Genomic DNA, 24,358 nt, shown 5'->3' on the forward strand with positions numbered 1-24,358 from the left:
TATGATAAAGTTCTGGTTACAATTCCAGTGCTTTCTTCACATCATTGTCCATTAGCAACTCAATCGGACTTTCCAGGGCTTCCTTAATTGCGACTAGGAACCCAACAGATTCCTTACCGTCAATAATACGGTGGTCATAACTTAAAGCGACGTACATAATAGGCGCGATGGCAATAGCACCATCTTTGGCTATAGGACGCTCCACGATGTTGTGCATGCCGAGAATAGCAGACTGCGGCGGATTGATAATAGGGGTCGACAACATGCTTCCAAATACCCCTCCATTAGAAATGGTAAAAGTACCACCGGTCATTTCATCTACTGTGATCTGACCGTCTCGCGCACGAATGGCCAATCGTTTCACTTCGCTCTCTACGCCTCTAAACGTTAAATTCTCTGCGTTTCGAATCACTGGAACCATTAAACCTTTGGGACCCGAAACAGCAATTGAAATATCTTTGTAATCGTAGGTGATTTTATAATCGCCATCAATCATAGAATTGACATCAGGATATAGCTCTAACGCACGAACCACCGCCAAGGTAAAAAACGACATAAAGCCTAAACTCACTCCGTGTTTTTCTTTAAAGGTTTCTTTGTACTCTTTTCGCAATTCGAAGATAGGAGACATGTCTACCTCGTTGAAGGTCGTAAGCATGGCCGTTTCATTCTTAGCTGAAACCAATCGCTCCGCCACCTTACGGCGTAGCATGGATAGTTTCTTGCGCTCCGATCCGCGGCTGCCGCTTCCTGGTGTACCCATGGAGGGTTTCGCATTCTCCGCATCGTGCTTGGTAATGCGACCGTCTCTGCCACTTCCTTTGACATCCTTGGCATCCATCCCCTTCTCGTCTAAAATTTTCTTGGCGGCAGGAGAAGGCGTTCCAGTGGCATAGGTGCTGTCTTGCGCCTGACTGGGTGTACTTGACTTCGAAGGCGATTGTGTCTTCGCTTCCGCCTTATCGCCATTGTCCTTATTTTCCGCTTGTTGTTTGTCTAAATCCGGACCGGCATTTCCGCCTCCTTTTTCATCGCCTGGGTTTTTATAGGTTTCAGACGTCTCTTGCTCTCCGCCGGGCTTTTCAGCTTCCGTATCGATCAAACATACCACCTCTCCCACAGCTACGGCATCGCCTTCTTCGGCTTTGAGTGTAATGATTCCACTGGCCTCCGCCGGTAGTTCGAGGGTGGCTTTATCACTATCTACTTCGGCAATAGCCTGATCTTTTTCAACCCAGTCGCCATCTTCAACTAACCACTGAGCAATTTCTACTTCGGTAATGGACTCTCCCGGTGAAGGGACTTTCATTTCTAATGCCATACGATTGTTATTTTCCGAATTGGTTTCGGTTATTCTTTATCAGTTTTATTAAATACGTCCTCGATCACGCGTTGGTGCCGCGCTTTACTTCGAACGGCGCTTCCGGATGCAGGAGCTGCATATATTTTTCGACTACAGACACGCCAGTTACGTGCTTCCTCCAAATGCATCAACAAATGCGAATAGGCACCCATATTTCTTGGCTCTTCTTGTGCCCAGACAATATCTTTCGCCTGCTTATACTTTTTTAGGGTGTCTTCAATTTCATTCTTCGGAAGGGGGAACAACTGTTCTAATCGCACCAGCGCCACGTCCTCTCGATTGTCTTCTTCTTTTACTTCCAGCAGATCATAATAGAATTTACCGGTGACAAAAACCAAGGTCTTTACCTTCGATGCAGCGGCTTGAGGATCATCTATAAGTGGCTGGAAGGTTCCTTCCGCAAGCTCTTCCTTCGTAGACACTACCTTAGGGTGACGCAACAAGCTTTTCGGGGTAAAAACGATCAGTGGTTTTCTAAAATCAACTTTCATTTGTCGACGCAACAAGTGGTAAAAGTTAGCCGGCGTGGTACAATCGGCGATATACATATTGTCTTTTGCACACAATTGCAAGTAGCGCTCCATACGCGCCGAGGAGTGTTCTGCTCCTTGTCCCTCGTATCCATGAGGCAGCAACATTACAAGGCCATTCTGCAGTTTCCATTTGTCTTCCGCAGCAGAAATATATTGATCGATCATGATTTGGGCTCCATTGCTGAAATCACCAAACTGGGCTTCCCAGATGGTGAGGGTCTTGGGACTCGCCATGGCGTATCCGTAATCGAACCCTACGACTCCATATTCAGAAAGCAAAGAATTATAAATATAAAAATCGCCTTGTTGCTTGGAAAGTTCATTAAACAGCACAATTTCTTCTTCACTGTCTTCTACCTTGACTACGGCATGTCTGTGTGAAAAAGTTCCACGTTCTATATCCTGCCCGGTCATTCGCACATCGAACCCTTCTTTCAACAAGGTGGCATAGGCCAATAATTCACCCATGGCCCAGTCTAGTTTATTGTCCTCGAAATACATCTTGTGACGCGCTTCGATGAGCTTCGATATTTTGCGTAAGAATTTTTTATCCTTCGGAAGCTGGGTAATGGTTTCCGCAATCGCTGTCAGTTCTTTTAGAGGGAAGGAAGTATCCACGGGAGCCATCATCTTATCTTCTTCGGCATAGTGGAAACCATCCCACTCATCTTTCATGATAGCGGTAATTTCTGTTTTATCTTCCTTGCGAGAATCTTCTAGCTTTTCTTCCAGTTTGTCTTTGTATTCCTGTTCTAGCTGCTTCGTAAAGCCGTCCTCGATAATTCCTTGTTTAAACAATTTCTCGGCATAGATATCACGCGGATTGCTATGTTTGGAAATAGCTTTATAAAGTTTTGGCTGGGTAAAGCGTGGTTCGTCCCCTTCGTTATGTCCATATTTCCGGTAACCGAGTAAATCGATAAACACGTCTCGGCCAAATTCCATTCTGAAATCAAGCGCGAACAATACGGCATGCACTACGGCTTCGGCATCATCGGCATTTACGTGTAGCACCGGCGATAATGTCACTTTTCCAACATCGGTACAGTAGGTTGAAGAACGCCCATCTAAATAGTTGGTAGTAAACCCAACCTGGTTATTGACCACCATATGGATGGTTCCACCCGTTTTATATCCGTCCAATTGCGCCATTTGAACGATCTCATAAACAATCCCCTGACCCGCAATGGCCGCATCCCCGTGAACGATGATCGGCAATACCTTTTTGAGTTCCTGCTTGTGGTGGCGGTCTTGTTTCGCTCGCGCGATTCCTTGCACCACAGCGCCTACTGTCTCTAGGTGGGACGGATTGGGCGCGATATTCAGATTGATTTCCTTTCCACTATCGGTGGTCCGTTTGGACGTCCACCCCAAGTGGTATTTCACATCGCCATCAAAAATGTCCTGGGCGTAATCTTTTCCATCAAATTCACTGAAAATATCCTTAGCGCTCTTTCCGAAGATATTAGTCAGAGTACTCAGACGACCGCGGTGGGCCATCCCCATGACAAACTCTTCTACCCCTTTTTCAGCGGCATTTTCGATCAAAGCATCTAAGGCAGGAATCAAGCTTTCTCCTCCTTCAAGACTAAATCGTTTTTGCCCTACATATTTAGTGTGTAGGAAGTTTTCAAAGGAAACAGCCTCGTTCAGTTTTTTGAGAATATGAATTTTCTGCGCTTTCGAAAATTGCGGCTGATTGTCGTTGACATTTAATTTTTTCTGAATCCATTCGATCTCTTCAGGCTTTCGAATGTACATATACTCGATCCCGATACTATCGCAATAAATACTGTTGAGATGCTGAAGGATATTTTCGAGTGTGGTTTCTCCGATCCCGAGTATCTCTCCGGCCTTAAAAACCGTAGAAAGATCTTCTTCGGAAAGTCCGAAATTCTCAATCGCCAAGGTAGGCACATATTTCCTGCGTTCTCGAACCGGGTTGGTTTTGGTAAAAAGGTGACCTCTACTGCGATACCCATCAATCAATTGAATCACCTGAAATTCTTTGAGCACCGATTCGGGCAGCGCCTCTCCCGGAGCTACTCCAATAGCTTCTTGGGAATCACTTTCCAAACCAAAATCAAATCCCTGAAAAAATGCGCGCCAACTTGGCTCCACGCTATCGGGATACTGTAAATATTTATCGTAAAGTGCTGCGATTTGTGCGGGATGCACCGCGTTTAGAAAAGAATATCGGTCCATAGTAGGAGTGCCCTGGTTCTGTTTTTTGAAACGGTACAAAAATACAATAATTCCAAGAACTACCGAGGGTTAACCTTTAGTTTTCTTGGTGAATTTCCTTAAAGTTTTGTGAAGGCCAACAGGTTGTATCAAACGGTGCGACGCATTAACCAGTGACTAAATTCTCGAAGTTTGGTCTTTTTATCTTCGCTCATTTTTACTGCGCTGAGTACCGTGTTGGCTTTTTCGGTATAGAATTCAATTTCACGCTGTAAGGCCTCATCAGCTCCCGTGCTTATAAAAATACGTTTGACGGCTTCTATCTTTTCTTGTGGATCTTTGGGTGTAATGCTCGACAGACCTTCAAGTTCTTTTGCCTGTAATCTGGACGCATTGTTCATCGCCGTAATGTATAAAAAGGTCTTTTTATTAGCGATAATATCTCCTCCTACTAATTTTCCGAAGGAATTAGGGTCTCCGAAGGCATCCAGATAGTCGTCTTGCAATTGAAAAGCGATGCCGAGATTTCTCCCAAACTGGTACAAACTGTCTTTACAGGTTTCACTGGCTCCCGCCACGATCGCTCCCATTTTCATAGCCGCGCCTAGCAACACTGCCGTCTTGTAATCGATCATGGTAATATACTCTTCCAGGGTCACATCGTCTCGAGTTTCAAAATCTACATCGTATTGTTGCCCTTCACATACTTCTATAGCCGTTTTGCTAAAGAGTTGTGCCAATTCGCGGAAACGTTCTGCCGGATAGGCCTCGAATAATTGATAGGCTAAGATAAGCATGGCATCTCCGGATAAAATACCGGTATTCAAATCCCATTTCTCATGTACCGTGGTATTCCCGCGACGCAAAGGGGCGTCGTCCATGATGTCGTCGTGAATCAACGAAAAATTATGAAACAATTCTACCGCCAGGGCAGCAGACATCGCCTCTTCGCAATCGGTTTCAAAAAAATCGCAGGTCATTAAGGTTAGCACTGGCCGCAAGCGTTTTCCGCCTAACTTCAAAATATAGTGAATGGGTTCATATAAGTGCCTGGGTTCCTTGTTTGGGATCGTTGCCTCAATATGAGCTTGTAATTTCTCTCCGTAGGAAGTGAGTAATTCCATATCGCAAATTTGCCGCTAAAATACGGGATGTCGATAACATTGCCATTCAAAAAGCAAAGTGAGTTCATACGTCGTATGTTAAATAATTGTAAAACCTAGGAAACTTTTTTTGTTTTTATAGTTTCCGAACAATATCTTTGTGCTCACAATGAAAGAGAAAATCATAGAAAAATCAGCGGAAATGTTCCTCAATTTGGGGTTTAAGAGTGTGACCATGGATGACCTCGCCCAGGAAATGGGGATTTCAAAAAAGACCATATACTCGCATTTTAAGAACAAAACCGAATTGGTGCACGAAACGGTCATGAGCGTGTTTCACGAAATTACGTGCGGTATTGATCACATTAGAGAGCAATCGAAAGACCCTATTGAAGAACTATTCGAGATCAAGAAATTTGCGATGGTCCATCTCAAATACGAAAAAAGCTCTCCGCAGTATCAGCTTCAGAAGTATTATCCTGAAATATATGCTGCGGTCACTGAAAAAAAGTTTGAAAATATGAACGAATGCACCGTAGCCAATTTAGAACGCGGCGTTGCCACCGGGGTCTATCGAAGTAATATCGATGTGCCGTTCATCTCTCGAATTTACTTTTTGTGCCTAAGCGGCCTTTCAGACGAATCGTATTTTCCAACCGATCGTTTTCCGAAGATAAAAACCATGGCCGATTTTCTCGAGTACCATTTGCGCGGAATCGTGACGGCGAAAGGCGCTAAAAAATTAGACACCGTACTTAACCAACAAGAAGATGCATAAAACCTTATACATAGTCCTTTTTATTACGTTCGGTCTTGCAGCCACCGCGCAACAAGAAAAATCGTATTCCTTTTCACTCGAAGAGGCAATTACCTTTGCGCTAGACAGCAATTACACCGCGCTCAATTCTAGACGAGACATTGCCAAAGCCCTAAAACAAAAGTGGGAAACCACCGCCACCGGACTGCCACAAATTAGTGCGAACATTGCGTATCAAAACAACCTTAAGCAACCGGTGACGCTAATTCCGGCAGAAATCACAGGTGGGCCTCCGGGCACTTTCGTTCCTGTGACCTTTGGAACCAAACAAAATGCAAACGCCGTCGCCACGCTAAATCAGTTGATTTTTGACGGAAGTTATTTAGTGGGACTCCAAGCCGCAAAGGCGTTTTTAGATTTTTCTGAAAACGCTACGGAAAAGACCAATCTGGAAGTGCGAAAAGGTGTCATTAACGCCTATGGAAGCGTGTTATTGGCGGAAGAATTGGTGGCAATTTTTGAAAAGAACAAAGCTGCCTTAGAGGAAAACCTCTTTGAAACTCGCAAGATCTACGAGAACGGACTTACCGAAGAAGAGAGTGTAGAACAGTTAGAAGTGACTTTGCTGGATGTGGATACGCAGCTCAGCAATGCTCGACGTAGTGCTATTATCGCTCGACAAATGTTTAACGTCGCCTTGGGTATTCCCACCGAAAGCTTAGTGATATTTGAAGACGAACTAGACGACCTGGCGCTGAACACGAATTCGCTTCAGCTGTTACAAGAAGAGCTGTCTATGGAAAATAATGTAGACTATAAGATCGCTTATAACCTTACCGAACAGCGCACCTTGGAAATGAAACTGGAAAAAAGCAAAGCCTTGCCCAGCATTTCCGCTTTTGTGAATTATGGCACTCAGGCAAACAGTGATGATTTTACGTTTTTGGATAGCGACCAGCGATGGTTTCAATCGTCGGTACTGGGAGTAAGTATGAACATTCCTATTTTCAGCAGCGGACAACGAAGTGCAAGGACGCAACAAGCCAAAATCGCGTTAGCGCAGGCTGAAACCGAATTGGAGGAAACCGTACAGAACGTGCGCCTTGCCATCAATACGGCTCGCAGTAACTTTCAGTTTGCCATCGAAAAGTATGAAAATGCGAAGAAAAACAAGGCTCTGGCCGAACGTATCGAAGGTAAGAATCAGGTGAAGTTTACCGAAGGGCTCAGTACCAGTTTCGACCTTAGACAGGCGCAGACACAGTTGTACACGGCACAGCAGCAATATTTTCAGTCGATGTTAGACCTCATCAACGCCAAAGCAGAGATAGAAACCGTATTGAACACGCCCGATGTTCGTATTGATTCCGAAGACATAAAAAAGAACTATTAAAATAGCCACACCGGTTAACTAATCAAGACAACAATGAAATCTAGAACGATAAATCTCATGAAAAACTTCTTCCTAATTCTGGGTACGGGCATGCTCCTTATCGCATGTGGTGGAGAAGATAAGAATTCGATGGAGACCGTATTAGCCTCCAACGATGTGGCCACTCTTCAGGCGAAAAAAGACGCGTTGGTTACCCAACAGCAAGAAATTCAGCAACAGGTAAAACAATTGGACGCTAAGTTGATGGAGCTCAACCCAGAGCGAAACATTCCATTGATCACGACCTTTGTAGCATCCGATACGCTTTTTAAGCATTATATCGAGCTGCAAGGTAGCGTAGAAACCAAGCAGAACCTGGTCATCACCCCAGAAATGGGTGGCATCTTAGAGCGTGTTTACGTGAAGGAAGGCGATAAGGTTTCCAAGGGGCAATTGCTCGCAAAGATCGACGACGGCGGATTGAGTCAGCAACTCGCCCAATTACAAGTCCAAGCCGATCTGGCCAAAACCACTTTTGAACGACAGGAACGCCTTTGGAACCAAAAGATTGGTAGCGAAATACAATACTTACAAGCAAAATCGAATTATGAAGGGCAGCAAGAGGCCGTAGCCCAATTAAAGCGTCAATTGGCGAAAGCCAATGTGCGCGCACCCTTTTCGGGAACGATAGACAACGTGATAACCGAACAGGGAAGCGTGGTATCACCGGGGCAAACAGCCTTGATGCGCCTTGTGAATTTGGAGGATATGTACATTGAAACGGATGTCCCCGAAACCTATCTAACCGATGTCACTGCGGGAAAAGAAGTGGAGGTCACCTTTCCGGTCTTGGGTAAAACTGTGGTTACAGAAATTCGACAAACAGGAGATTTTATCAATCCCGACAACCGTACCTATATGGCCGAAATCGCGGTGCCTAACGAAGATAAAACCATCAAGCCGAATTTAACCGCTCGCTTAAAGATCAACGATTACACCAAGGAAGAGGCCATATTGATTCCGCAGAGTATTATTTCTGAAAATGCCGAGGGTGAGCAATATGTATACGTACTCACCGAAAAGGAAGGCGACAAGGCGGTTGCCCAACGCGTCATAATTGAAACCGGAAAAACTCAGGGAGACATTATTGAAGTGCTAAGCGGGTTGACTCCAGGGGCCGAGATCATTGACGAAGGAGCTAGAAGCGTCAAAGAAGGACAATCGGTGAAGATTATCGCGCAATAAGAAGCGCGTTCCACATCAAAACGAATAAGAATGGCAAAAAAGAAAAAAAATACCGAGAAAGAATTCAAACTGTCTTCTTGGGCAATCAACAACAAAACCACCATCTATGTGATGATGATTTTGATACTGTTCTTAGGAATTTCAGCCTATTTCAGTATGCCGCGCGAAAGCTTCCCGGAAATTAAAGAAACCAAGATCTACATCAGTTCGTTATTTCCCGGTAATACGGCGGAAGATATTGAGAAATTGATCACCAATCCGCTAGAAGACAAACTAAAAACGGTAAGTAATGTGATCGAGATCACCTCGACTTCCCAAGAGGATTATTCGATGATTACTGTCGAGTTCGACGAAGATATTTCAGTTGAATTGGCAAAACAAAAGGTGAAAGATGAAGTAGATTCTGAAACCTCTGGGGAAGACTGGCCCACTTTTAATGGCGCAAAAGTAGAACCCAATATTTTCGAATTAAGCCTTTCCGAAGAGATGCCCATCCTCAATATTAACATCTCCGGTAATTATCCTGTCTTAAAACTGAAAGAATACGCAGAATACCTACAGGACGAGATCGAAGACTTGCCGCAGATCAAAAAAGCAGACATTCGCGGGGTGCAGGAAAAGGAAGTGGAAGTTGCCGTAGATATCTACAAAATGATGGCGAGCAATGTGAGTTTTCAAGATATTAGCGGTGCCATTGCTAACGGAAACATGACCATGTCTGCCGGTAATTTTATCGCCAGCGGCCAACGTCGAACAATACGCATTTTGGGAGAGATCGATGAACCCCAAGAACTCAATAATTTTGTCGTTAAAAGTGAAAACGGCAATATCGTGTATCTCAAAGATATTGCTGATGTAAGTTTTACAGAAAAGGACCGAACCACCTACGCGCGCGAATCAGGGGAACGCGTGGTGATGCTTGATGTCAAAAAGCGCTCCGGAAAGAACATGGTGGCCGCGGCAGAAGAGATCCAAGTGATTGTGGAAGATGCCAAAAATAACGTATTTCCTCCCGATCTATCGGTTTCTATCACCAACGATCAATCTTCGAAGACCATCGGGCAGGTAGACGACCTGGTGAACAACATCATTTTCGGAATCATTCTGGTGGTGACGGTCTTAATGTTCTTCCTGGGCTTTAAGAACGCCTTGTTCGTTGGGTTCGCAATCCCCATGTCCATGTTCATGTCGCTCATGATTCTCAATCAGTTGGGCTATACGATGAATACTATGATCTTATTCGGACTCATCATGGGGCTCGGAATGCTGGTCGATAACGGAATCGTAGTGGTAGAAAATGTATACCGACTTATGGACGAAGAAGGCATGTCGCGCGTAGAAGCCGCCAAACGCGGTATTGGAGAAATTGCTTTCCCCATCATCATTTCAACAGCCACCACGGTAGCTGCCTTTATTCCACTAGGCTTGTGGCCCGGACTCATGGGACAGTTTATGATCTATTTCCCCATCACCCTATCGGTCGTACTGGGGTCATCGCTTTTTGTAGCAATCTTCTTTAACTCAGTTTTGGTCTCGCAATTCATGAAAGTCGAGGACAAAAACATGCCTAAGAAACAGCTGATTAAGATCTCGGCTATTGTGGGAGGCATCGGACTCCTAATTTTGATTTTTGGCGGCGCCTATCGCGCCATAGGAACCTTAATGATTTTCACCGCTATCATGTTATGGGTGTATCGCTTGGTGCTTCGTGGGATGGCCAATCGTTTTCAGAATAGATCGCTTGTCAAATTGGAAAATTGGTATGAAAACCGCTTAACGGGATCTTTTAAAAAGAAGCGTCCCTACTGGATCGTAGGCGCTACCTTTTTACTTTTGATTGGAGCGTTTATAGCCTTTGGAGCCTCTGTTGCGAGTCAGCGTACAAAGATCGAATTCTTTCCTGACAACAAACCCAACCAGATCATCGTATATATCGAATATCCACAAGGAACCGATATCGAAAAGACCAACCGTATCACCAAAGAAATCGAGGAGAAGGTGTACGATGTCATCAACAGTGAAATGTACATGGAAGACGGACGTAATTTCATGGTAGAAAGCGCCGTGAGTCAGGTGGGAGAAGGCGCCGGAAACCCACAAACCGATGGCGGTTCGGCGGCCGAAATGCCACATAAAGGAAAGATCACCGCTTCCATGCGTGAGTATAAATTCCGAAATGGAAAAGACAGCGAACTGCTACGGCAGAAAATACAGGAAGCCCTGGTAGGTATTTATCCGGGGGTCCTTATTTCCGTAGAAAAAGATGCCAACGGCCCCCCGGCGGGATCGCCCATCAACATTGAGTTAGAAGGGGAAGATTACAACGAACTAATCAACACAGCCGAGCGGATGCGTGAGTACATTAATAGCAAAAATATCGCTGCCATTGATGAATTGAAGATAGATGTCAACAAAGACAAACCCGCCATGCAAGTGGTCGTAGATCGTGAAAAGGCCGGTGAGCTGGGTGTGAGTGCCGGACAGGTGGGACAACAACTTCGGAATGCTATCTTCGGAACCAAAGCAGGTGTTTACAAAGAAGACGGCGAAGATTACGATATCTACGTTCGTTTTGATGAAGAAAGCCGGTATAATACCAGTGCGCTTTTTAATCAAACCATGACCTTCCGAACCAATACGGGGCAATTGCGAAATATTCCCGTTTCGGCCGTAGCCACCAAGCGAAATAATTCGGGTTTTAGCGCCATCAAACACCGTGATACACGACGCGTGGTGACGGTGTATTCTGCCTTGGCACCCGGATATACCGACGCCGGAGCCGTGGTGAGTAGAATTCAGGACGAAATGCGGTATTTCAATGATTTACCTGAGGATATCAAAATTGATTATACCGGGCAGATCGAAGAGCAGAACAAGCAAATGCAATTTTTAATGGGGGCGTTTTTTAGTGGACTCGGACTCATCTTCTTGATTCTTATCTTTCAGTTCAATTCAATTTCTAAACCTACCATCATTATGCTGGCTATCTTCTTGAGCTTGATTGGTGTATTCGGTGGAATTGTGATCTCTGGAGCGCCTTTTGTGATCATGATGACCATGATGGGAATTATTTCGCTGGCGGGAATCGTAGTGAATAATGGTGTGGTACTATTAGACTATGCGCAATTATTGATCGATCGGAAAAAGAATCAATTAGATTTAGAAGAGGACGAATTCTTGTCGAAAGAAGACCTGCTTGCCAGTATTATTCGTGCTGGAAAAGCGCGTTTGCGTCCGGTATTGCTCACCGCGATCACCACCATTTTAGGATTGATTCCGCTCGCCATTGGGTTAAACATTAACTTTTATACCCTATTCAGTGAATTTAATCCGAATATTTACTTTGGAGGAGACAACGTGATTTTCTGGGGGCCGTTGGCATGGACCGTGATCTACGGCTTACTAATCGCAACCTTCTTAACCTTGATCGTTGTTCCGGTACTCTTTTACATCGCCATTCGAATAAAAATGTGGTGGCGCGCCAAGCGTAATCCTTCGGAAGAACTTACTGAGTACGAAGAAGCGCATTTAGAAGCGGCAGAATAACTACTTCTGAAGCGATACTATCCCGAAAACCCTTTCTCAACCGAAAGGGTTTTTTGTTTCAGAAAATACGGCGGGTACGTTGCTAATTGTTAAATTTGCATCCTAATTTTTTCGCAATGTATAGAACGCACAACAACGGGCAGCTTCGCTCTGGTGATATAGGAACCACAGTAACCCTCTCGGGTTGGGTTCAAAAAATTCGGGACAAAGGATTTATGGTGTGGGTCGATCTTCGGGATCGCTACGGAATCACCCAATTGATCTTTGACGAAGAACGCACGCCAAAAGAAATGATGGAAACGGCATCCGGGCTAGGGCGTGAATTTGTGATCCAAGTGCGCGGAGAAGTGATTGAGCGGGAAAGTAAAAACCCAAATCTGCCCACAGGTGACGTTGAAATTTTAGTGCGAGAGATTACTGTGCTCAACAGCTCGTTGACACCTCCTTTTACCATTGAAGACGACACCGATGGCGGGGAAGATTTGCGCATGAAATATCGTTATTTAGACATTCGTAGAAGCCCCGTGCGCTCCAATTTGGTGTTCCGTCATAAGGTAACCATGGCCGTTCGCAACTACCTTTCCGGAAAAGATTTTGTGGAAGTGGAAACTCCCTACCTGATCAAATCAACTCCAGAAGGTGCCAGAGACTTTGTGGTGCCTTCACGCATGAATGAAGGGCAGTTTTATGCGCTGCCACAGTCGCCACAAACCTTTAAACAGTTGTTAATGGTTGGTGGAATGGACAAATATTTTCAGATCGTGAAATGCTTCCGCGACGAAGACCTGCGTGCGGACCGTCAGCCGGAATTTACCCAGATCGACTGTGAAATGGCGTTTGTAGAACAGGAAGATGTATTGAATACCTTCGAAGGGCTTACCAAACATCTACTGAAAGAAATCAACGGGGTAACCATCGATAGCTTCCCCAGAATGACCTATGACGAGGCCATGCGCCGCTACGGAAATGATAAGCCTGATATTCGCTTCGGAATGGAATTCGGAGAATTGAATGAAGTGGCACAGCACAAAGATTTTAAGGTCTTCAATTCAGCAGAACTCGTTGTAGGAATTGCTGTTCCCAACGGAAACAACTACAGCAGAAAAGAAATAGACAAACTCATCGATTGGGTGAAGCGTCCGCAAGTGGGTGCGCTCGGCATGGTGTACGTTCGTTGTAATGACGATGGTACCTACAAATCATCGGTAGATAAATTCTACGACCAAGAAGATCTAGCTGCCTGGGCCGAAGCTACCGGAGCCAACGCTGGAGACTTGATTTGTGTCCTTTCCGGAGACGCCGCTAAAACTCGTGCCCAACTCAGTGCCTTGCGAATGGAGCTCGCCGAACAAATGGGCTTGCGAAAACCCGATGAGTTTGCCCCGCTTTGGGTAGTCGATTTCCCCTTACTAGAATGGGATGAGGAAACGGAGCGGTATCATGCCATGCACCACCCCTTTACCTCACCGAAACCGGGACAAATGGAATTACTTAAAAGCGATCCCGGTGCCGTGAAGGCCAACGCATACGATTTGGTGCTCAACGGGAACGAAATTGGTGGAGGTTCCATTCGAATTCATGACAAAGAAATCCAATCGAAAATGTTCGATTATCTTGGCTTCACTCCGGAAGAAGCGAAAGCCCAATTTGGATTTTTGATGGATGCCTTTCAGTACGGGGCACCACCGCACGGAGGGATTGCTTTTGGTCTCGACCGACTCGTAGCTATTTTAGGCGGTCAAGAAACCATAAGAGATTTTATCGCCTTCCCGAAAAACAACGCCGGTAGGGATGTAATGATCGATGCGCCGGCGCCCATCGACCACGAACAACTCGATGAGCTGCATTTGCAACTCAACTTAAAATCGTAACTTTAAAATCCTGCATCTCGCAGGATTTTTTCTTGTAACAATGAAACGACGTTCGGTGCTCAAACGATTTCTAATTTGGCGATTGCGTCATATCCCGCAGCGCCAGTTCGTATTTGTATTAAGCATTTTTATTGGCTTCCTATCGGGTGTAGGGGCGGTACTGATTAAAAATGGCACGCACTTTATTCAGTTGCTGTTAGAAGGCGAATTGATTGAGACCTACCAAACGGCTTTCTACTTTATTTTTCCGCTCATCGGGTTGTTGTTGACCTATCTTACAGTGACATATGTGATCCGTTCACCATTAACACAAGGAATTCCTGCTACGCTGTTTGCGATCTCCAAGCGCAAAGGGCTTATGAAACGATTCCAAATGTTTGGAAGTTTGCTTACGGCTCCATTAACCGTAGGTTTTGGAGGGTCTGTAGGACTGGAAGGTCCAACGGTAGCCACGGGAGCGGCAGTAAGCTCTAATGTGTCTCGGCTCTTTCACATGGATCAACCCACTCGAACGTTATTGATTGGATGTGCGGCAGCAGGTGCCATGTCGTCTATTTTTAAAGCGCCCGTAGCAGCCATTATTTTTGCGGTTGAAGTATTTGCGTTAGACCTTACCCTTACCTCTCTCGTTCCCTTATTGCTGGCTTCCGTTTCTGCCATCATCACTTCCTATTTTTTCTTCGGAAATGATGTGCTATTGCCCTTTCGCATCGAAGAGACTTTTCAGTTTCGAGACCTCCCCTATTATATCGCATTGAGTATCGTAGCGGCTTTCGTCTCGATCTATTTTACTGAAACCTATGCCCGTATTCAACACTTTTTTGAACGGATTGGTTCTCCCATAAAACGCCTCTTGATTGGCGGATTGGGCATTGGGGTGCTTGTCTATTTTATACCGCCACTTTACGGAGAAGGGTTTGATGTTATTAACAACTTGGTGCAAGGCAACCCCGAGCGTGCGCTGGAGAACAATTTCTTTCACCTAGACCTCAACAGCGTTTGGGTAGTGGTGGGCCTTTTGGCCGGACTGGTACTTTTTAAAGTCATTGCAGCAGGGTTTACCTTTGGTGCGGGCGGCGTTGGAGGTATCTTCTCGCCCACGCTATTCATGGGAAGTATTATGGGGTATTGTTTCGCGAGAATCGTCAACGCGCTACCTTTTTTATCACATCGTATTTCTGAAAGTAATTTTACCTTAGTGGGAATGACAGGTCTTATGGCAGGCGTACTTCACGCCCCGCTTACTGCCATCTTCCTAATTGCGGAAGTCACCGGTGGCTACGATCTGTTCATTCCGTTGATGCTTACCGCCGCCATTTCCTTCAGTATCACCAAGCATTTTGTGTCGCATTCGGTGTATTCGATGGAACTCGGAAAAAAGGGGGAGCTCATTACCCATAATAAAGACCACGCTGTGCTAACGTTTATGGATTTAAGCAGGGTGATTGAAACCAACTTCGTGGTGGTTCATTCAGACATGTTGCTGAAGGATATTGTTTCCGAAGCGATCGTTAAATCGAATCGAAACATCTTTCCGGTTGTAGACCGCGAAACCAAAGCCTTAGAAGGAATCATCCTAATGGACGATCTTCGCCCCATTATGTTTGAACAGAAATTATATGAAGAAATTAGTGCTTCTGAACTGATGCAACATCCTCCCGAAATCATTATCTTGGGAGAAGACCGCATGACCGATGTGATGCGGAAATTTCAAAATACCGGAGCCTGGAACCTTCCGGTGATCTCTAATAACAGCTATTACGGCTTCGTTTCGAAATCAAAACTACTCACGGCCTACCGCCGCAAATTAATCGCCTTTTCAGGAAAAACATGAGAATCATTTTAATCGTCTTAATTCTATTAATCGCAGCCGGAACGTGTTTCGGCTTCTACATAAGACCGGAGGACTACAGGGCCGGAGAACTTTGCATTGGCATCTCTATCGCAGCGCTTTTCTTCCTTTGGATGCCGCTCTTTATTTTTCATCGTTGGCGAAAACGCAGCTTTAAAGACTATATGTTAACGAAGGAGAACATCGACAAAATGCGCGAAGAAGGGCGAAAGAAAAATCTGTAAATCAGGGGGTTTTTTCAAAATAGTTACATTTTGATAACCTACCGCTCGATATTTACCGTACCTTTACGCCCTATTATTAATTATTATTTTTTTACAATGGAAGGAACAGTAAAGTTTTTTAACGAATCTAAAGGCTATGGCTTCATCACCAACGACGAAACCGGAAAAGACATCTTTGTACACGTTACAGGATTGAACGGCGAAGCGCTTAACGAAGGTGACCGAGTTGAGTATGTAGAAGAGGAAGGACGAAAAGGGATGGTAGCCGGACAAGTGCGCGTAATCCACGATTAAGACATATATATCTTACCAATCGATTACAAACCCTCCATTTTTGGAGGGTTTTTTTATTAATTGAGGTTGCGCTTCTCAATAAAGAACTGCGTAAGAAACCTACGAGCCTCTTCCTCCATCACCCCACCTATCAGGGTGGTTTTAGGATGCAACTTGGTTTGCATCGCGATACAGCCCCGCTGCTCGTCTCTAGCCCCGTATACGATTTTTGAAATCTGACTCCAATACAGCGCCCCTGCACACATCTGGCATGGCTCAATCGTAACGTATAGCGTGCAGCCTTGCAGGTATTTTCCGCCTAAGAAGTTCGCTGCCGCGGTAATCGCTTGCATTTCAGCATGGGCCGTTACGTCGTTTAAGGTCTCTGTTAGATTATGCGCCTTGGCGATGATCTGATTGTCTATGGTAATGACCGCCCCAATAGGGATTTCGCCCTGATCGTAGGCAGCACTCGCTTCCTGCAGGGCTTTTTTCATAAAATACGAATCGTCGAACGGTTGAATCATGCCTCAAAGATACAGGCTTTTTTGTTCCAAAACATAAGGCGAGAATCCTTATTGAATACGCTATCTTTGTGATGTGTCGAATTCATTATTACATAATATAACCGACCCGAAAGATTTGCGAAAATTATCGGCGTCTCAATTGCCACAGCTCGCGGAAGAACTGCGTCGGTTTATCATTGAAATCGTTGCTACAAAAGAAGGACATTTGGGGGCCAGTCTTGGCGTGGTAGAACTTACCATCGCGTTACATTACCTCTTTGACACCCCCCGTGACTTACTGGTTTGGGATGTGGGCCATCAGGCGTACGGACACAAGATCATCACCGGACGTCGGGAGGTGTTCCATACCAATCGACAGTTGGGTGGCATTAGTGGATTTCCAAAACGAAGCGAGAGCGAATACGATACTTTTGGCACCGGTCATAGTAGCACCGCTATTTCGGCAGCCCTAGGTATGGCCACCGCTGCACAACTAAAGGGCGATTACACCCGGCATCATATTGCGGTGGTGGGCGATGCCTCCATCGCCAGCGGCATGGCTTTCGAAGCGTTGAACCACGCCGGTGTGAGCAACGCAAACCTTTTGGTGATTTTGAATGACAACGCGATTGGCATCGACCCCAGTGTGGGTGCCCTCAAAGAATATTTCTTACAAGCAACGCTCGAAAAACACCCAAAAAACTCGGTTTTTGAAGCCTTTAATTTTGATTATTCAGGTCCGATAGACGGTCATAACCTTCCTACATTGCTTTCCGAATTAAACCGACTGAAAAACGTTGAGGGGCCCAAATTGCTTCATATTAACACCAAGAAAGGGAAAGGCTTAAAACAAGCCGAAGAACAGCAGATTACCTATCACGCTCCCGGAAAGTTTGATGCCAAAACCGGCGACCTTCTTCCGAAGCAACAAGAAAACCTACCTCCAAAATTTCAAGATGTCTTCGGAAAAACCCTGGTAACCCTTGCAGCAACTAATGAAAACATTGTGGGCATTACTCCGGCGATGCCTACCGGAAGCTCGCTTAAGTTGATGATGGACGCCTTCCCCGATCGCGCCTTCGATGTAGGGATAGCAGAACAGCACGCAGTGACTTTCGCTGCAGGTTTGGCAACGCAAGGGATGGTTGTGTTCTGTACTATTTACTCGACCTTTTTACAGCGGGCCTACGATCAGGTAATTCACGATGTTTGTCTACAAGACCTTCCCGTTATTTTTTGTTTAGATAGGGCCGGACTCGTAGGGCAAGACGGCGCCACCCATCACGGAATTTTTGACATTGCCGCCTTACGGTGCCTCCCAAACCTTGTTATTTGCGCTCCGCGGAATGAACAGGAATTGCGAAACATCATGTATACGGCGCAACTAGGGCTGAACCATCCTATTGCCATTCGATATCCTCGTGGAAGGGGCACTACCCTCAATTGGGAACAGGCTTTTCAGGAGATAGTCATCGGAAAAGGCGAATGTTTGCAGGCGGGAAATAAGATCGCTGTGTTGTCGCTAGGTACCATGTCGGTACATGTTTCCGAAGCGATCAAAAAAACAAATGCTTCCGAGGAAATTGGTCATTACGATCTTCGGTTTGTAAAACCTTTGGACGCGGAGTTGCTTCATAGCGTATTCCAAAAATATGCCGCGGTGGTTACAGTAGAGGATGGGGTCGTAAAAGGAGGCGTGGGAAGTGCTGTTACCGAATTTGCTACGGAACATCACTATACCGCTAAGCTTCATCGTCTAGGCATTCCCGATGTCTTTCCAGAGCACGGCAGCGTGGAAGCTTTGCAGGAACAATGTGGAATTTCTTCAGAAGCGCTTACCCAAACTCTCAAGGAATTGCTTACAAGGCTCCGTTAAGACGACGGTACAACTGCAATGCATTTCCGTCGGTCAGTCTCGCGACAAAATCACAACATTTCATAAGGTATTCATAAACTGTATCATCCTGATTGAGATCCTCCTGAAAGTTTTGCAACAGCAAGCGATCGTAGTGTCGGTCTGTACCGAGATGATACTGTTCAAAGGCCGTGGTATAGGCATCTAAAATCTCTGTAAGCATTTTATACCCTGCAATTTCCTTGTCGATCACTTCTTTACTTTGATAGACTTTTTCTACGCTAATTTTAATGATATCATCAATCTGTGCCTTATAGGAAGATCGATCTAAAAGCGCTTCGGAAAAAGTTCCGGACAAGATCGATTCTTCGTTTTCAATAAAAACGCGTACGGCCTCCTGAATCAGGGTGTGTACCGCAAGCGATCGCAAGTAGGCCAAACGATCGGAAGCTTTGGTTAAGGCATGGTATTTATCGGTTTGAATTCGGTCTTGCACCAATTTAATCAAATACTCTAAGGCGAATTCTTCTTCGATCAAGCCAAGGTTGATACCGTCTTCAAAGTCGATGATCGTATAACAAATATCATCAGCTGCTTCCACCAAATAGGTTAAGGGATGCCGCGCGTAGCCATGAGGAGATTCAGCATGTCTCGAAAGAAGACCCAGTTCTTGGACCACTTCTTCAAAGAAGGAGCGATCGCATTGGAATACCCCAAACTTCTTATCGGCGATATGGTTGGTGGGTTTCACCGGCAAGGAAGGTTTTGGATATTTCATAAACGCTCCAAGGGTCGCATACGACAAGCGGAGACCTCCCTGTACTCCATGCTTGGTTTCCGTAAGCATCTTAAAGCCATTCGCATTGCCTTCAAAAGCGACCAAATCTTGATATTCAGCATCGCTAAGTTGCTCTTTGAACCGTCGTCCGTTTCCGTTTCGGAAAAAATCACCAATGGCCTTTTCGCCACTATGCCCAAAGGGTGGATTTCCAATATCGTGCGCCAAAGAGGCTGCTGCCACGATGGCGCCAAAATCATTAAATCGATATCCAAGTGTAGAGACCAGATGTGGGTGCCTTTCTAAAATTGCGGTTCCGGTCGCCCGCCCTAGCGACCTGCCCACCACCGAAACTTCTAAGCTATGTGTTAAGCGCGTATGAACAAAGGAGGTTTTCGACAAGGGGATGACCTGTGTTTTATCCTGCAAACTACGAAAGGAGGAAGAAAAAATGATGCGGTCGTAATCTACCTCAAAACCGAGGCGGGTTTCATCTTGTTCAATGCGAAGGCGCTTGTTGGCATCGCCCTGTCTTTTCAAGGATAAAAGTTGCTCCCATTGCATCATAAGAAAGGTGAATTTTAGAGCCGAAAGATACTGATTTCAGAAGGACTCGCGGCGAAATCGATTTCGAAATTTCGATTAACAATTCGATAACCTTAATGTTATGTAAGGTTAATCTGGGGTTAACGGCACCTTTACATTGTGTGTTCATCTTTGCCCCAAGAAATTAAACAACGAAATGAAACACTTTTTTACTGCTATACTTTTAGGAATCGCGTCCCTCTCTTTTGCCCAAGGAACCGGTTCTATAGTAGGTCAGTTGACCGATAAAGATTACAACGATGAGCCCTTGCCGTTTGCAAATGTACTCATAAAAGATACAGCAAAAGGTACGACTTCAGATATTGATGGGTTGTACGCTCTAGAAAACCTGAGTCCCGGGACCTACACCGTGGTCTATAGTTTTGTTGGGTACGAAACGGTAGAAATAGCTGACATTAACGTGGAAGCCAATCGTGTTACCACAGTAAACGTACCTATGGGAGCCAGTGCAGCGGCTCTGGACGAAGTAGTGATTACCACTACGCGAAGAAGAGACAGTGAAGTAGCCCTATTGTTAGAACAAAAGAAAGCCACCACCATCGTACAAAGTATTGGTGCCGAAGAACTCGCTCGTAAGGGAGTAGATAATGCCGCGGCAGCGGTCGCTCAAATTTCCGGAATTAGCCAGCAACAGGGAAGTAGCGAAGTATTTGTTAGAGGGTTGGGAGATCGTTATCAGAACACCACGATGAACGGTCTGTCCCTTCCGTCTAATGATGTCAACAAGAAAAACATCAACCTTGAATTATTTCCTTCTGAAATTATTGAGAGCGTTTCGGTTAGTAAAGCCTATTCCAGCTATTTCTATGGTGACTTTAGTGCGGGTAACGTAGACATTACCTCCAAAGAATATACAGGATCGGGCTATCTGGCCATTGCTACCGGAGGGGGTGCGAACACCAATGCTATCGGGGAAGACTTTCTTCGAAGTGAAGGTCCCAGCTACTTCGGATACTACAATCGCTACGACAACGATCCGTTCGCGATTGTATTGTCACACGGAGTGGATCCACAAGAGGCTTCCTCTCCTATCCCGTTTAATGGATCGATCGAAGGAGGGTATTCTTACAATATTGACGATAACCAACGTTTGAGTTTCTTCGGAACGGCTTCTTTTACCAACGGATATGGCTATTCTGAATTCGAGGCCGTAGACTTTACCAACGACGTTAAATTGCGATTCCCAAACGGTGAACAATTTGAATACACCACCAATACTTCGGCCCTGGCCTCAATCATTTACAACAATATTGAAGGACACAAAATCAAGTTTACCTCCCTATACTCAAATACGTCTAAAGACGAAGCTTCCTTCTTCGGAATTGGTGGACAAGGTTTTAACCGGGATGGTTTTAGTGGAAACAGTGACGGCGGATTTTACCAATCGAACGTTCAGTTCGATCAGGATATGATCTTTGTAAACCAGTTGAACGGAACCCACACACTTTCCGAAAAATGGTTAGCCGACTGGGGCATTGGATTCAACAAAGTATTCTCAGACCAACCCGATAGAAAGCGGCTATCGCTAGAGGATTATCAGTTCTTTTTGGATGACGATCCTACCACCAATGCGATCTTTTACGACAACATTGCGTTCGACAATCAGCGGTACTTCCAAAGCATTGAAGACGATGAGTTGAACAGCTATTTGAATATGAATTATAAGGCTTCCGAAGCCGTAAACATTACCTTCGGCTATAACGGAAGAACCAAAGAGCGTCGTTTCAACAACTGGCGTTATGGATACGAGATCCTAGACAAAAACGCGAATCCGGTACTAGATCCGCTTAACCTTAATGATTTCTTCTTCGTGTCGAATTTTAACATTCCGGAAGGATCGGGTCTTTGGAACTTACGGGTGGCGCGACAGCCCTTAGGCTTGGATGAGATCCTCGGACTCACCAACGTTCCACAACCCTATGAAAACACCTACAAAGGAGAGCTCGACATTCACGCCGGATTGGCCACTGCCGATATTCAGCTTGGAAAGTTTTTATTTGTTCCCGGCCTTCGCTTAGAGAACTGGTCGCAATCGGTTACCTATGATGTGATCAACCCGGTTCCCGGAGATCCTGGGTTCCGCACGGTAACAGAAAATCTATTCTTTCCTAGTTTGAACGTAAAATACGCTTTGAACGAAGACATGAACCTTCGTGTGTCGGGAAGTCGTACGGCATCCTATCCTGAATTCAAGGAGGCTGCCAACTTCGTTTATGAAGAAGTAACGCAGCGTATCGGGGGGAACCCAGACGTGTTAGGAAAAGCAGATGGTACCGGCGCTAGCTATTCAGATATTTTTAACGCCGATTTGAAGTACGAGTGGTTCCCAACACGAGGGGAGTTACTAGCGGTAAGTGTCTTTACCAAAACCATTCAAGACCCAATCAACCGGGTAGTGGCTACCGATGCTACAGGTACCCAGCGCTATTTCCGTACCGGAGATCAGGCGGAGGTATACGGAGTAGAATTGGAGTTTAGAAAGCACCTAATTTCAGACGCCGATGAAAACCCCTTGATCACTATTGGAGGTAATTTTGCGTATACCGATACGAAACAAGACCTGAAAGATATTTCTACCGCAGACGGTTTTACCTTCGGAACCTCTTTCGCACGTACCGAAGATGAATTGGAAGGCGCCTCTAAGTTTATCGCAAACGCCGATTTGAACTACTCGCCTACGTTTGGAACCTACAAACCAAAGGCGACGGTAGCGTTCTCCTATTTCTCAGACCGCATCTTTGCGTTGGGAAGTGGAGACTTAGGAAACATCGTAGAAAAGTCGGTGCCTAGCTTAAACTTTATTTGGAGGAACTCCTTTGGTGAGCATTTTGAAGCCAACCTTAGCGTAAAGAATATTTTGAACCCTGACATTAAAAGGGTTCGTGAAAACACCGGTGCCGAAGGCAGCGTTTTGTTAGCTCCTTTTGATCTGGTAGATAGCAATGGGGATGTAACCCTTTTAAATTACACTCGTGGCGTAAGCTTCGGATTAACACTTAAATACAAAATATAACAATTAATTACTATTTAAATTCACGCAATGATGAAAACTAATTTTCTTTTATTTATAGGCGTATTCGCCTTATTGCTCACTTCTTGTGAGAGCGATGATACCGCTGATATCATCATCGAAGACAACAGCGTTACAACCATCAACAACGGTAGCGATGGTGGCGACGGCGGTGTTGGAGACGAAGCGATCAACCTTAGCGGGGTGTATACTTCAGATCTAAACTTAACGGCAGATAACGAATACTTAGTAACTGGAGCAGTGCTCATGACCGAAGGTACTACCTTGAACATTGCCCCTGGAACCACTATTAATGTGGCTCCTGTTGGTGTAAATGCTTATATCGCAATCCTTCAGGGAGCGCGTATCGTTGCCGACGGAAATGCTGAGAACCCAATCGTATTTACGTCGAATGCAGATTCTCCTGGTTCTGGTGACTGGGGTGGCATCGTAATGTGTGGGCGTGCGCCTATCAACTCTACTGCTGATGGATCTAGCGATACTTCTACCACTGAAGTGGGTGGTCTTTCGTATGGTGGAAACGTTCCTGGAGACGATTCTGGTGTATTGCGTTATGTTCGTGTAGAATATGCGGGTGGAGCTGTAGACGGTAACTCTGAGCTAAATGGAGTTTCTCTATACGCTATCGGAAACAATACTACGATCGATTACGTACAGGTGTATGTTGGATCTGATGACGGTTTTGAATTCTTCGGTGGAACCGTAAATGCGAGCCACTTGGCAGTTTTTGGTTCTGAAGATGATTCTATTGACTGGACGGAAGGATACACCGGAAACCTTACCGATGTATACGTAGAGCACACCGCTAGCCACGATAAGGCATTTGAGTGTGACGGATACAATACCGATTTCTCTAACGAAGGTGGGTACTTCTCTGCTCCTAACGTTACCAACGTTACGATTGTAGGAACCAATGACGCCGACAACGAAGCGATTCGTCTACGTGCTGGTACACAAGGTATCTTCACCAACGTAGTGATCTCTGATTTTGATGAAGGTTTTGATCTTGACGGTGATATGGGAGATAACCCAACCGGACAAGGAGTATTGGACGGATTACTTCAAGCGATTGACGTAACCTTCAACAACGTTACCACGCAAGTAAAAAATGACACCGGATTCACCTTTGACGACAGTGACTTCTTAACGGGAGTAGGAAATGGAACCGGAACCGACTTCGCCACCTGGGGCGCTGGTTGGGCACGGTAACTAGTAAAATAGAGTAATTAAAAAAGGGGCTGTTAATCAACAGCCCCTTT

General features: G+C 45.3%; 16 protein-coding genes. 11 read left to right on the forward strand and 5 right to left on the reverse strand.

What is annotated here, in order from left to right; translation table 11 throughout:
* Positions 1–16 precede the first annotated feature (16 nt).
* From odhB to PO830_RS06485, 3 genes are all read right to left on the reverse strand, one after another.
* On the reverse strand, positions 17–1,321 hold the full coding sequence (gene odhB / locus PO830_RS06475; RefSeq protein WP_272852722.1) for a 2-oxoglutarate dehydrogenase complex dihydrolipoyllysine-residue succinyltransferase: 1,305 nt from the start codon (positions 1,319–1,321) through the stop codon (positions 17–19).
* A 29-nt stretch (positions 1,322–1,350) separates the two neighbouring features.
* Positions 1,351–4,101 carry a 2-oxoglutarate dehydrogenase E1 component gene (locus tag PO830_RS06480; protein ID WP_272852723.1) on the reverse strand — a complete coding sequence of 917 codons (2,751 nt, stop codon included), beginning with the start codon at positions 4,099–4,101 and terminating at the stop codon, positions 1,351–1,353.
* 128 nt (positions 4,102–4,229) lie between these two features.
* Positions 4,230–5,204: a polyprenyl synthetase family protein gene (locus PO830_RS06485; RefSeq protein ID WP_272852724.1), complete on the reverse strand. Its 975-nt coding sequence runs from the start codon at positions 5,202–5,204 to the stop codon at positions 4,230–4,232.
* Between the two features lie 148 nt (positions 5,205–5,352).
* Between PO830_RS06485 and PO830_RS06490 the strand changes: the two genes are divergently transcribed.
* From PO830_RS06490 to PO830_RS06525, 8 genes are all read left to right on the forward strand, one after another.
* Positions 5,353–5,961: a TetR/AcrR family transcriptional regulator gene (locus PO830_RS06490; RefSeq protein ID WP_272852725.1), complete on the forward strand. Its 609-nt coding sequence runs from the start codon at positions 5,353–5,355 to the stop codon at positions 5,959–5,961.
* Positions 5,954–7,333 carry a TolC family protein gene (locus tag PO830_RS06495; protein WP_272852726.1) on the forward strand — a complete coding sequence of 460 codons (1,380 nt, stop codon included), beginning with the start codon at positions 5,954–5,956 and terminating at the stop codon, positions 7,331–7,333. The genes PO830_RS06490 and PO830_RS06495 overlap by 8 nt, the downstream gene beginning before the upstream one ends.
* A 57-nt stretch (positions 7,334–7,390) precedes the next feature.
* Entirely contained in the window at positions 7,391–8,557 is a 1,167-nt protein-coding gene (locus tag PO830_RS06500; RefSeq protein ID WP_272852727.1) for an efflux RND transporter periplasmic adaptor subunit, read from the forward strand.
* Between the two features lie 30 nt (positions 8,558–8,587).
* The gene (locus PO830_RS06505) at positions 8,588–12,103 is read left to right on the forward strand and encodes an efflux RND transporter permease subunit (RefSeq protein ID WP_272852728.1); all 3,516 of its coding nucleotides are present in this window, start codon (positions 8,588–8,590) and stop codon (positions 12,101–12,103) included.
* 116 nt (positions 12,104–12,219) lie between these two features.
* On the forward strand, positions 12,220–13,974 hold the full coding sequence (gene aspS / locus PO830_RS06510; RefSeq protein WP_272852729.1) for an aspartate--tRNA ligase: 1,755 nt from the start codon (positions 12,220–12,222) through the stop codon (positions 13,972–13,974).
* 40 nt (positions 13,975–14,014) lie between these two features.
* Positions 14,015–15,808, forward strand: coding sequence for a chloride channel protein (locus PO830_RS06515; RefSeq protein ID WP_272852730.1), 1,794 nt, complete (start codon positions 14,015–14,017; stop codon positions 15,806–15,808).
* The gene (locus PO830_RS06520; protein WP_272852731.1) at positions 15,805–16,050 is read left to right on the forward strand and encodes a hypothetical protein; all 246 of its coding nucleotides are present in this window, start codon (positions 15,805–15,807) and stop codon (positions 16,048–16,050) included. The genes PO830_RS06515 and PO830_RS06520 overlap by 4 nt, the downstream gene beginning before the upstream one ends.
* Before the next feature lie 96 nt (positions 16,051–16,146).
* The gene (locus PO830_RS06525) at positions 16,147–16,344 is read left to right on the forward strand and encodes a cold-shock protein (protein ID WP_272852732.1); all 198 of its coding nucleotides are present in this window, start codon (positions 16,147–16,149) and stop codon (positions 16,342–16,344) included.
* Between the two features lie 56 nt (positions 16,345–16,400).
* On the opposite strand, the gene PO830_RS06530 is transcribed toward PO830_RS06525, so the two are convergent.
* Complete coding sequence (locus PO830_RS06530) at positions 16,401–16,850, reverse strand: nucleoside deaminase (protein WP_272852733.1); 450 nt, start codon at positions 16,848–16,850, stop codon at positions 16,401–16,403.
* Between the two features lie 73 nt (positions 16,851–16,923).
* Between PO830_RS06530 and PO830_RS06535 the strand changes: the two genes are divergently transcribed.
* Positions 16,924–18,705 (forward strand): 1-deoxy-D-xylulose-5-phosphate synthase, encoded by a 1,782-nt coding sequence (locus PO830_RS06535; RefSeq protein WP_272852734.1) that lies wholly within the window; start codon positions 16,924–16,926, stop codon positions 18,703–18,705.
* Here PO830_RS06535 and PO830_RS06540 read toward each other — a convergent pair.
* Positions 18,689–20,026: a deoxyguanosinetriphosphate triphosphohydrolase gene (locus tag PO830_RS06540; protein ID WP_272852885.1), complete on the reverse strand. Its 1,338-nt coding sequence runs from the start codon at positions 20,024–20,026 to the stop codon at positions 18,689–18,691. The genes PO830_RS06535 and PO830_RS06540 overlap by 17 nt on opposite strands.
* 178 nt (positions 20,027–20,204) lie before the next feature.
* Here PO830_RS06540 and PO830_RS06545 point away from each other — a divergent pair, with 178 nt between their 5' ends.
* Both PO830_RS06545 and PO830_RS06550 read left to right on the forward strand, forming a co-directional pair.
* On the forward strand, positions 20,205–23,081 hold the full coding sequence (locus tag PO830_RS06545) for a TonB-dependent receptor (protein WP_272852735.1): 2,877 nt from the start codon (positions 20,205–20,207) through the stop codon (positions 23,079–23,081).
* 30 nt (positions 23,082–23,111) lie between these two features.
* On the forward strand, positions 23,112–24,308 hold the full coding sequence (locus PO830_RS06550; RefSeq protein WP_272852736.1) for a multidrug transporter: 1,197 nt from the start codon (positions 23,112–23,114) through the stop codon (positions 24,306–24,308).
* The last annotated feature ends 50 nt before the right edge of the window (positions 24,309–24,358 follow it).

Source organism: Altibacter sp. HG106 (assembly GCF_028561755.1).
In the GTDB taxonomy this organism is placed as follows: Bacteria; Bacteroidota; Bacteroidia; order Flavobacteriales; family Flavobacteriaceae; genus DFVG01.

Bases quoted from the DNA above. Each gene is read 5' to 3' on its own strand.
- odhB (WP_272852722.1), bottom strand. From the start codon at position 1,321: ATGGCATTAGAAATGAAAGTCCCTTCACCGGGAGAGTCCATTACCGAA.
- PO830_RS06480 (WP_272852723.1), bottom strand. From the start codon at position 4,101: ATGGACCGATATTCTTTTCTAAACGCGGTGCATCCCGCACAAATCGCA.
- PO830_RS06485 (WP_272852724.1), bottom strand. From the start codon at position 5,204: ATGGAATTACTCACTTCCTACGGAGAGAAATTACAAGCTCATATTGAG.
- PO830_RS06490 (WP_272852725.1), top strand. From the start codon at position 5,353: ATGAAAGAGAAAATCATAGAAAAATCAGCGGAAATGTTCCTCAATTTG.
- PO830_RS06495 (WP_272852726.1), top strand. From the start codon at position 5,954: ATGCATAAAACCTTATACATAGTCCTTTTTATTACGTTCGGTCTTGCA.
- PO830_RS06500 (WP_272852727.1), top strand. From the start codon at position 7,391: ATGAAAAACTTCTTCCTAATTCTGGGTACGGGCATGCTCCTTATCGCA.
- PO830_RS06505 (WP_272852728.1), top strand. From the start codon at position 8,588: ATGGCAAAAAAGAAAAAAAATACCGAGAAAGAATTCAAACTGTCTTCT.
- aspS (WP_272852729.1), top strand. From the start codon at position 12,220: ATGTATAGAACGCACAACAACGGGCAGCTTCGCTCTGGTGATATAGGA.
- PO830_RS06515 (WP_272852730.1), top strand. From the start codon at position 14,015: ATGAAACGACGTTCGGTGCTCAAACGATTTCTAATTTGGCGATTGCGT.
- PO830_RS06520 (WP_272852731.1), top strand. From the start codon at position 15,805: ATGAGAATCATTTTAATCGTCTTAATTCTATTAATCGCAGCCGGAACG.
- PO830_RS06525 (WP_272852732.1), top strand. From the start codon at position 16,147: ATGGAAGGAACAGTAAAGTTTTTTAACGAATCTAAAGGCTATGGCTTC.
- PO830_RS06530 (WP_272852733.1), bottom strand. From the start codon at position 16,850: ATGATTCAACCGTTCGACGATTCGTATTTTATGAAAAAAGCCCTGCAG.
- PO830_RS06540 (WP_272852885.1), bottom strand. From the start codon at position 20,026: ATGCAATGGGAGCAACTTTTATCCTTGAAAAGACAGGGCGATGCCAAC.
- PO830_RS06545 (WP_272852735.1), top strand. From the start codon at position 20,205: ATGAAACACTTTTTTACTGCTATACTTTTAGGAATCGCGTCCCTCTCT.
- PO830_RS06550 (WP_272852736.1), top strand. From the start codon at position 23,112: ATGAAAACTAATTTTCTTTTATTTATAGGCGTATTCGCCTTATTGCTC.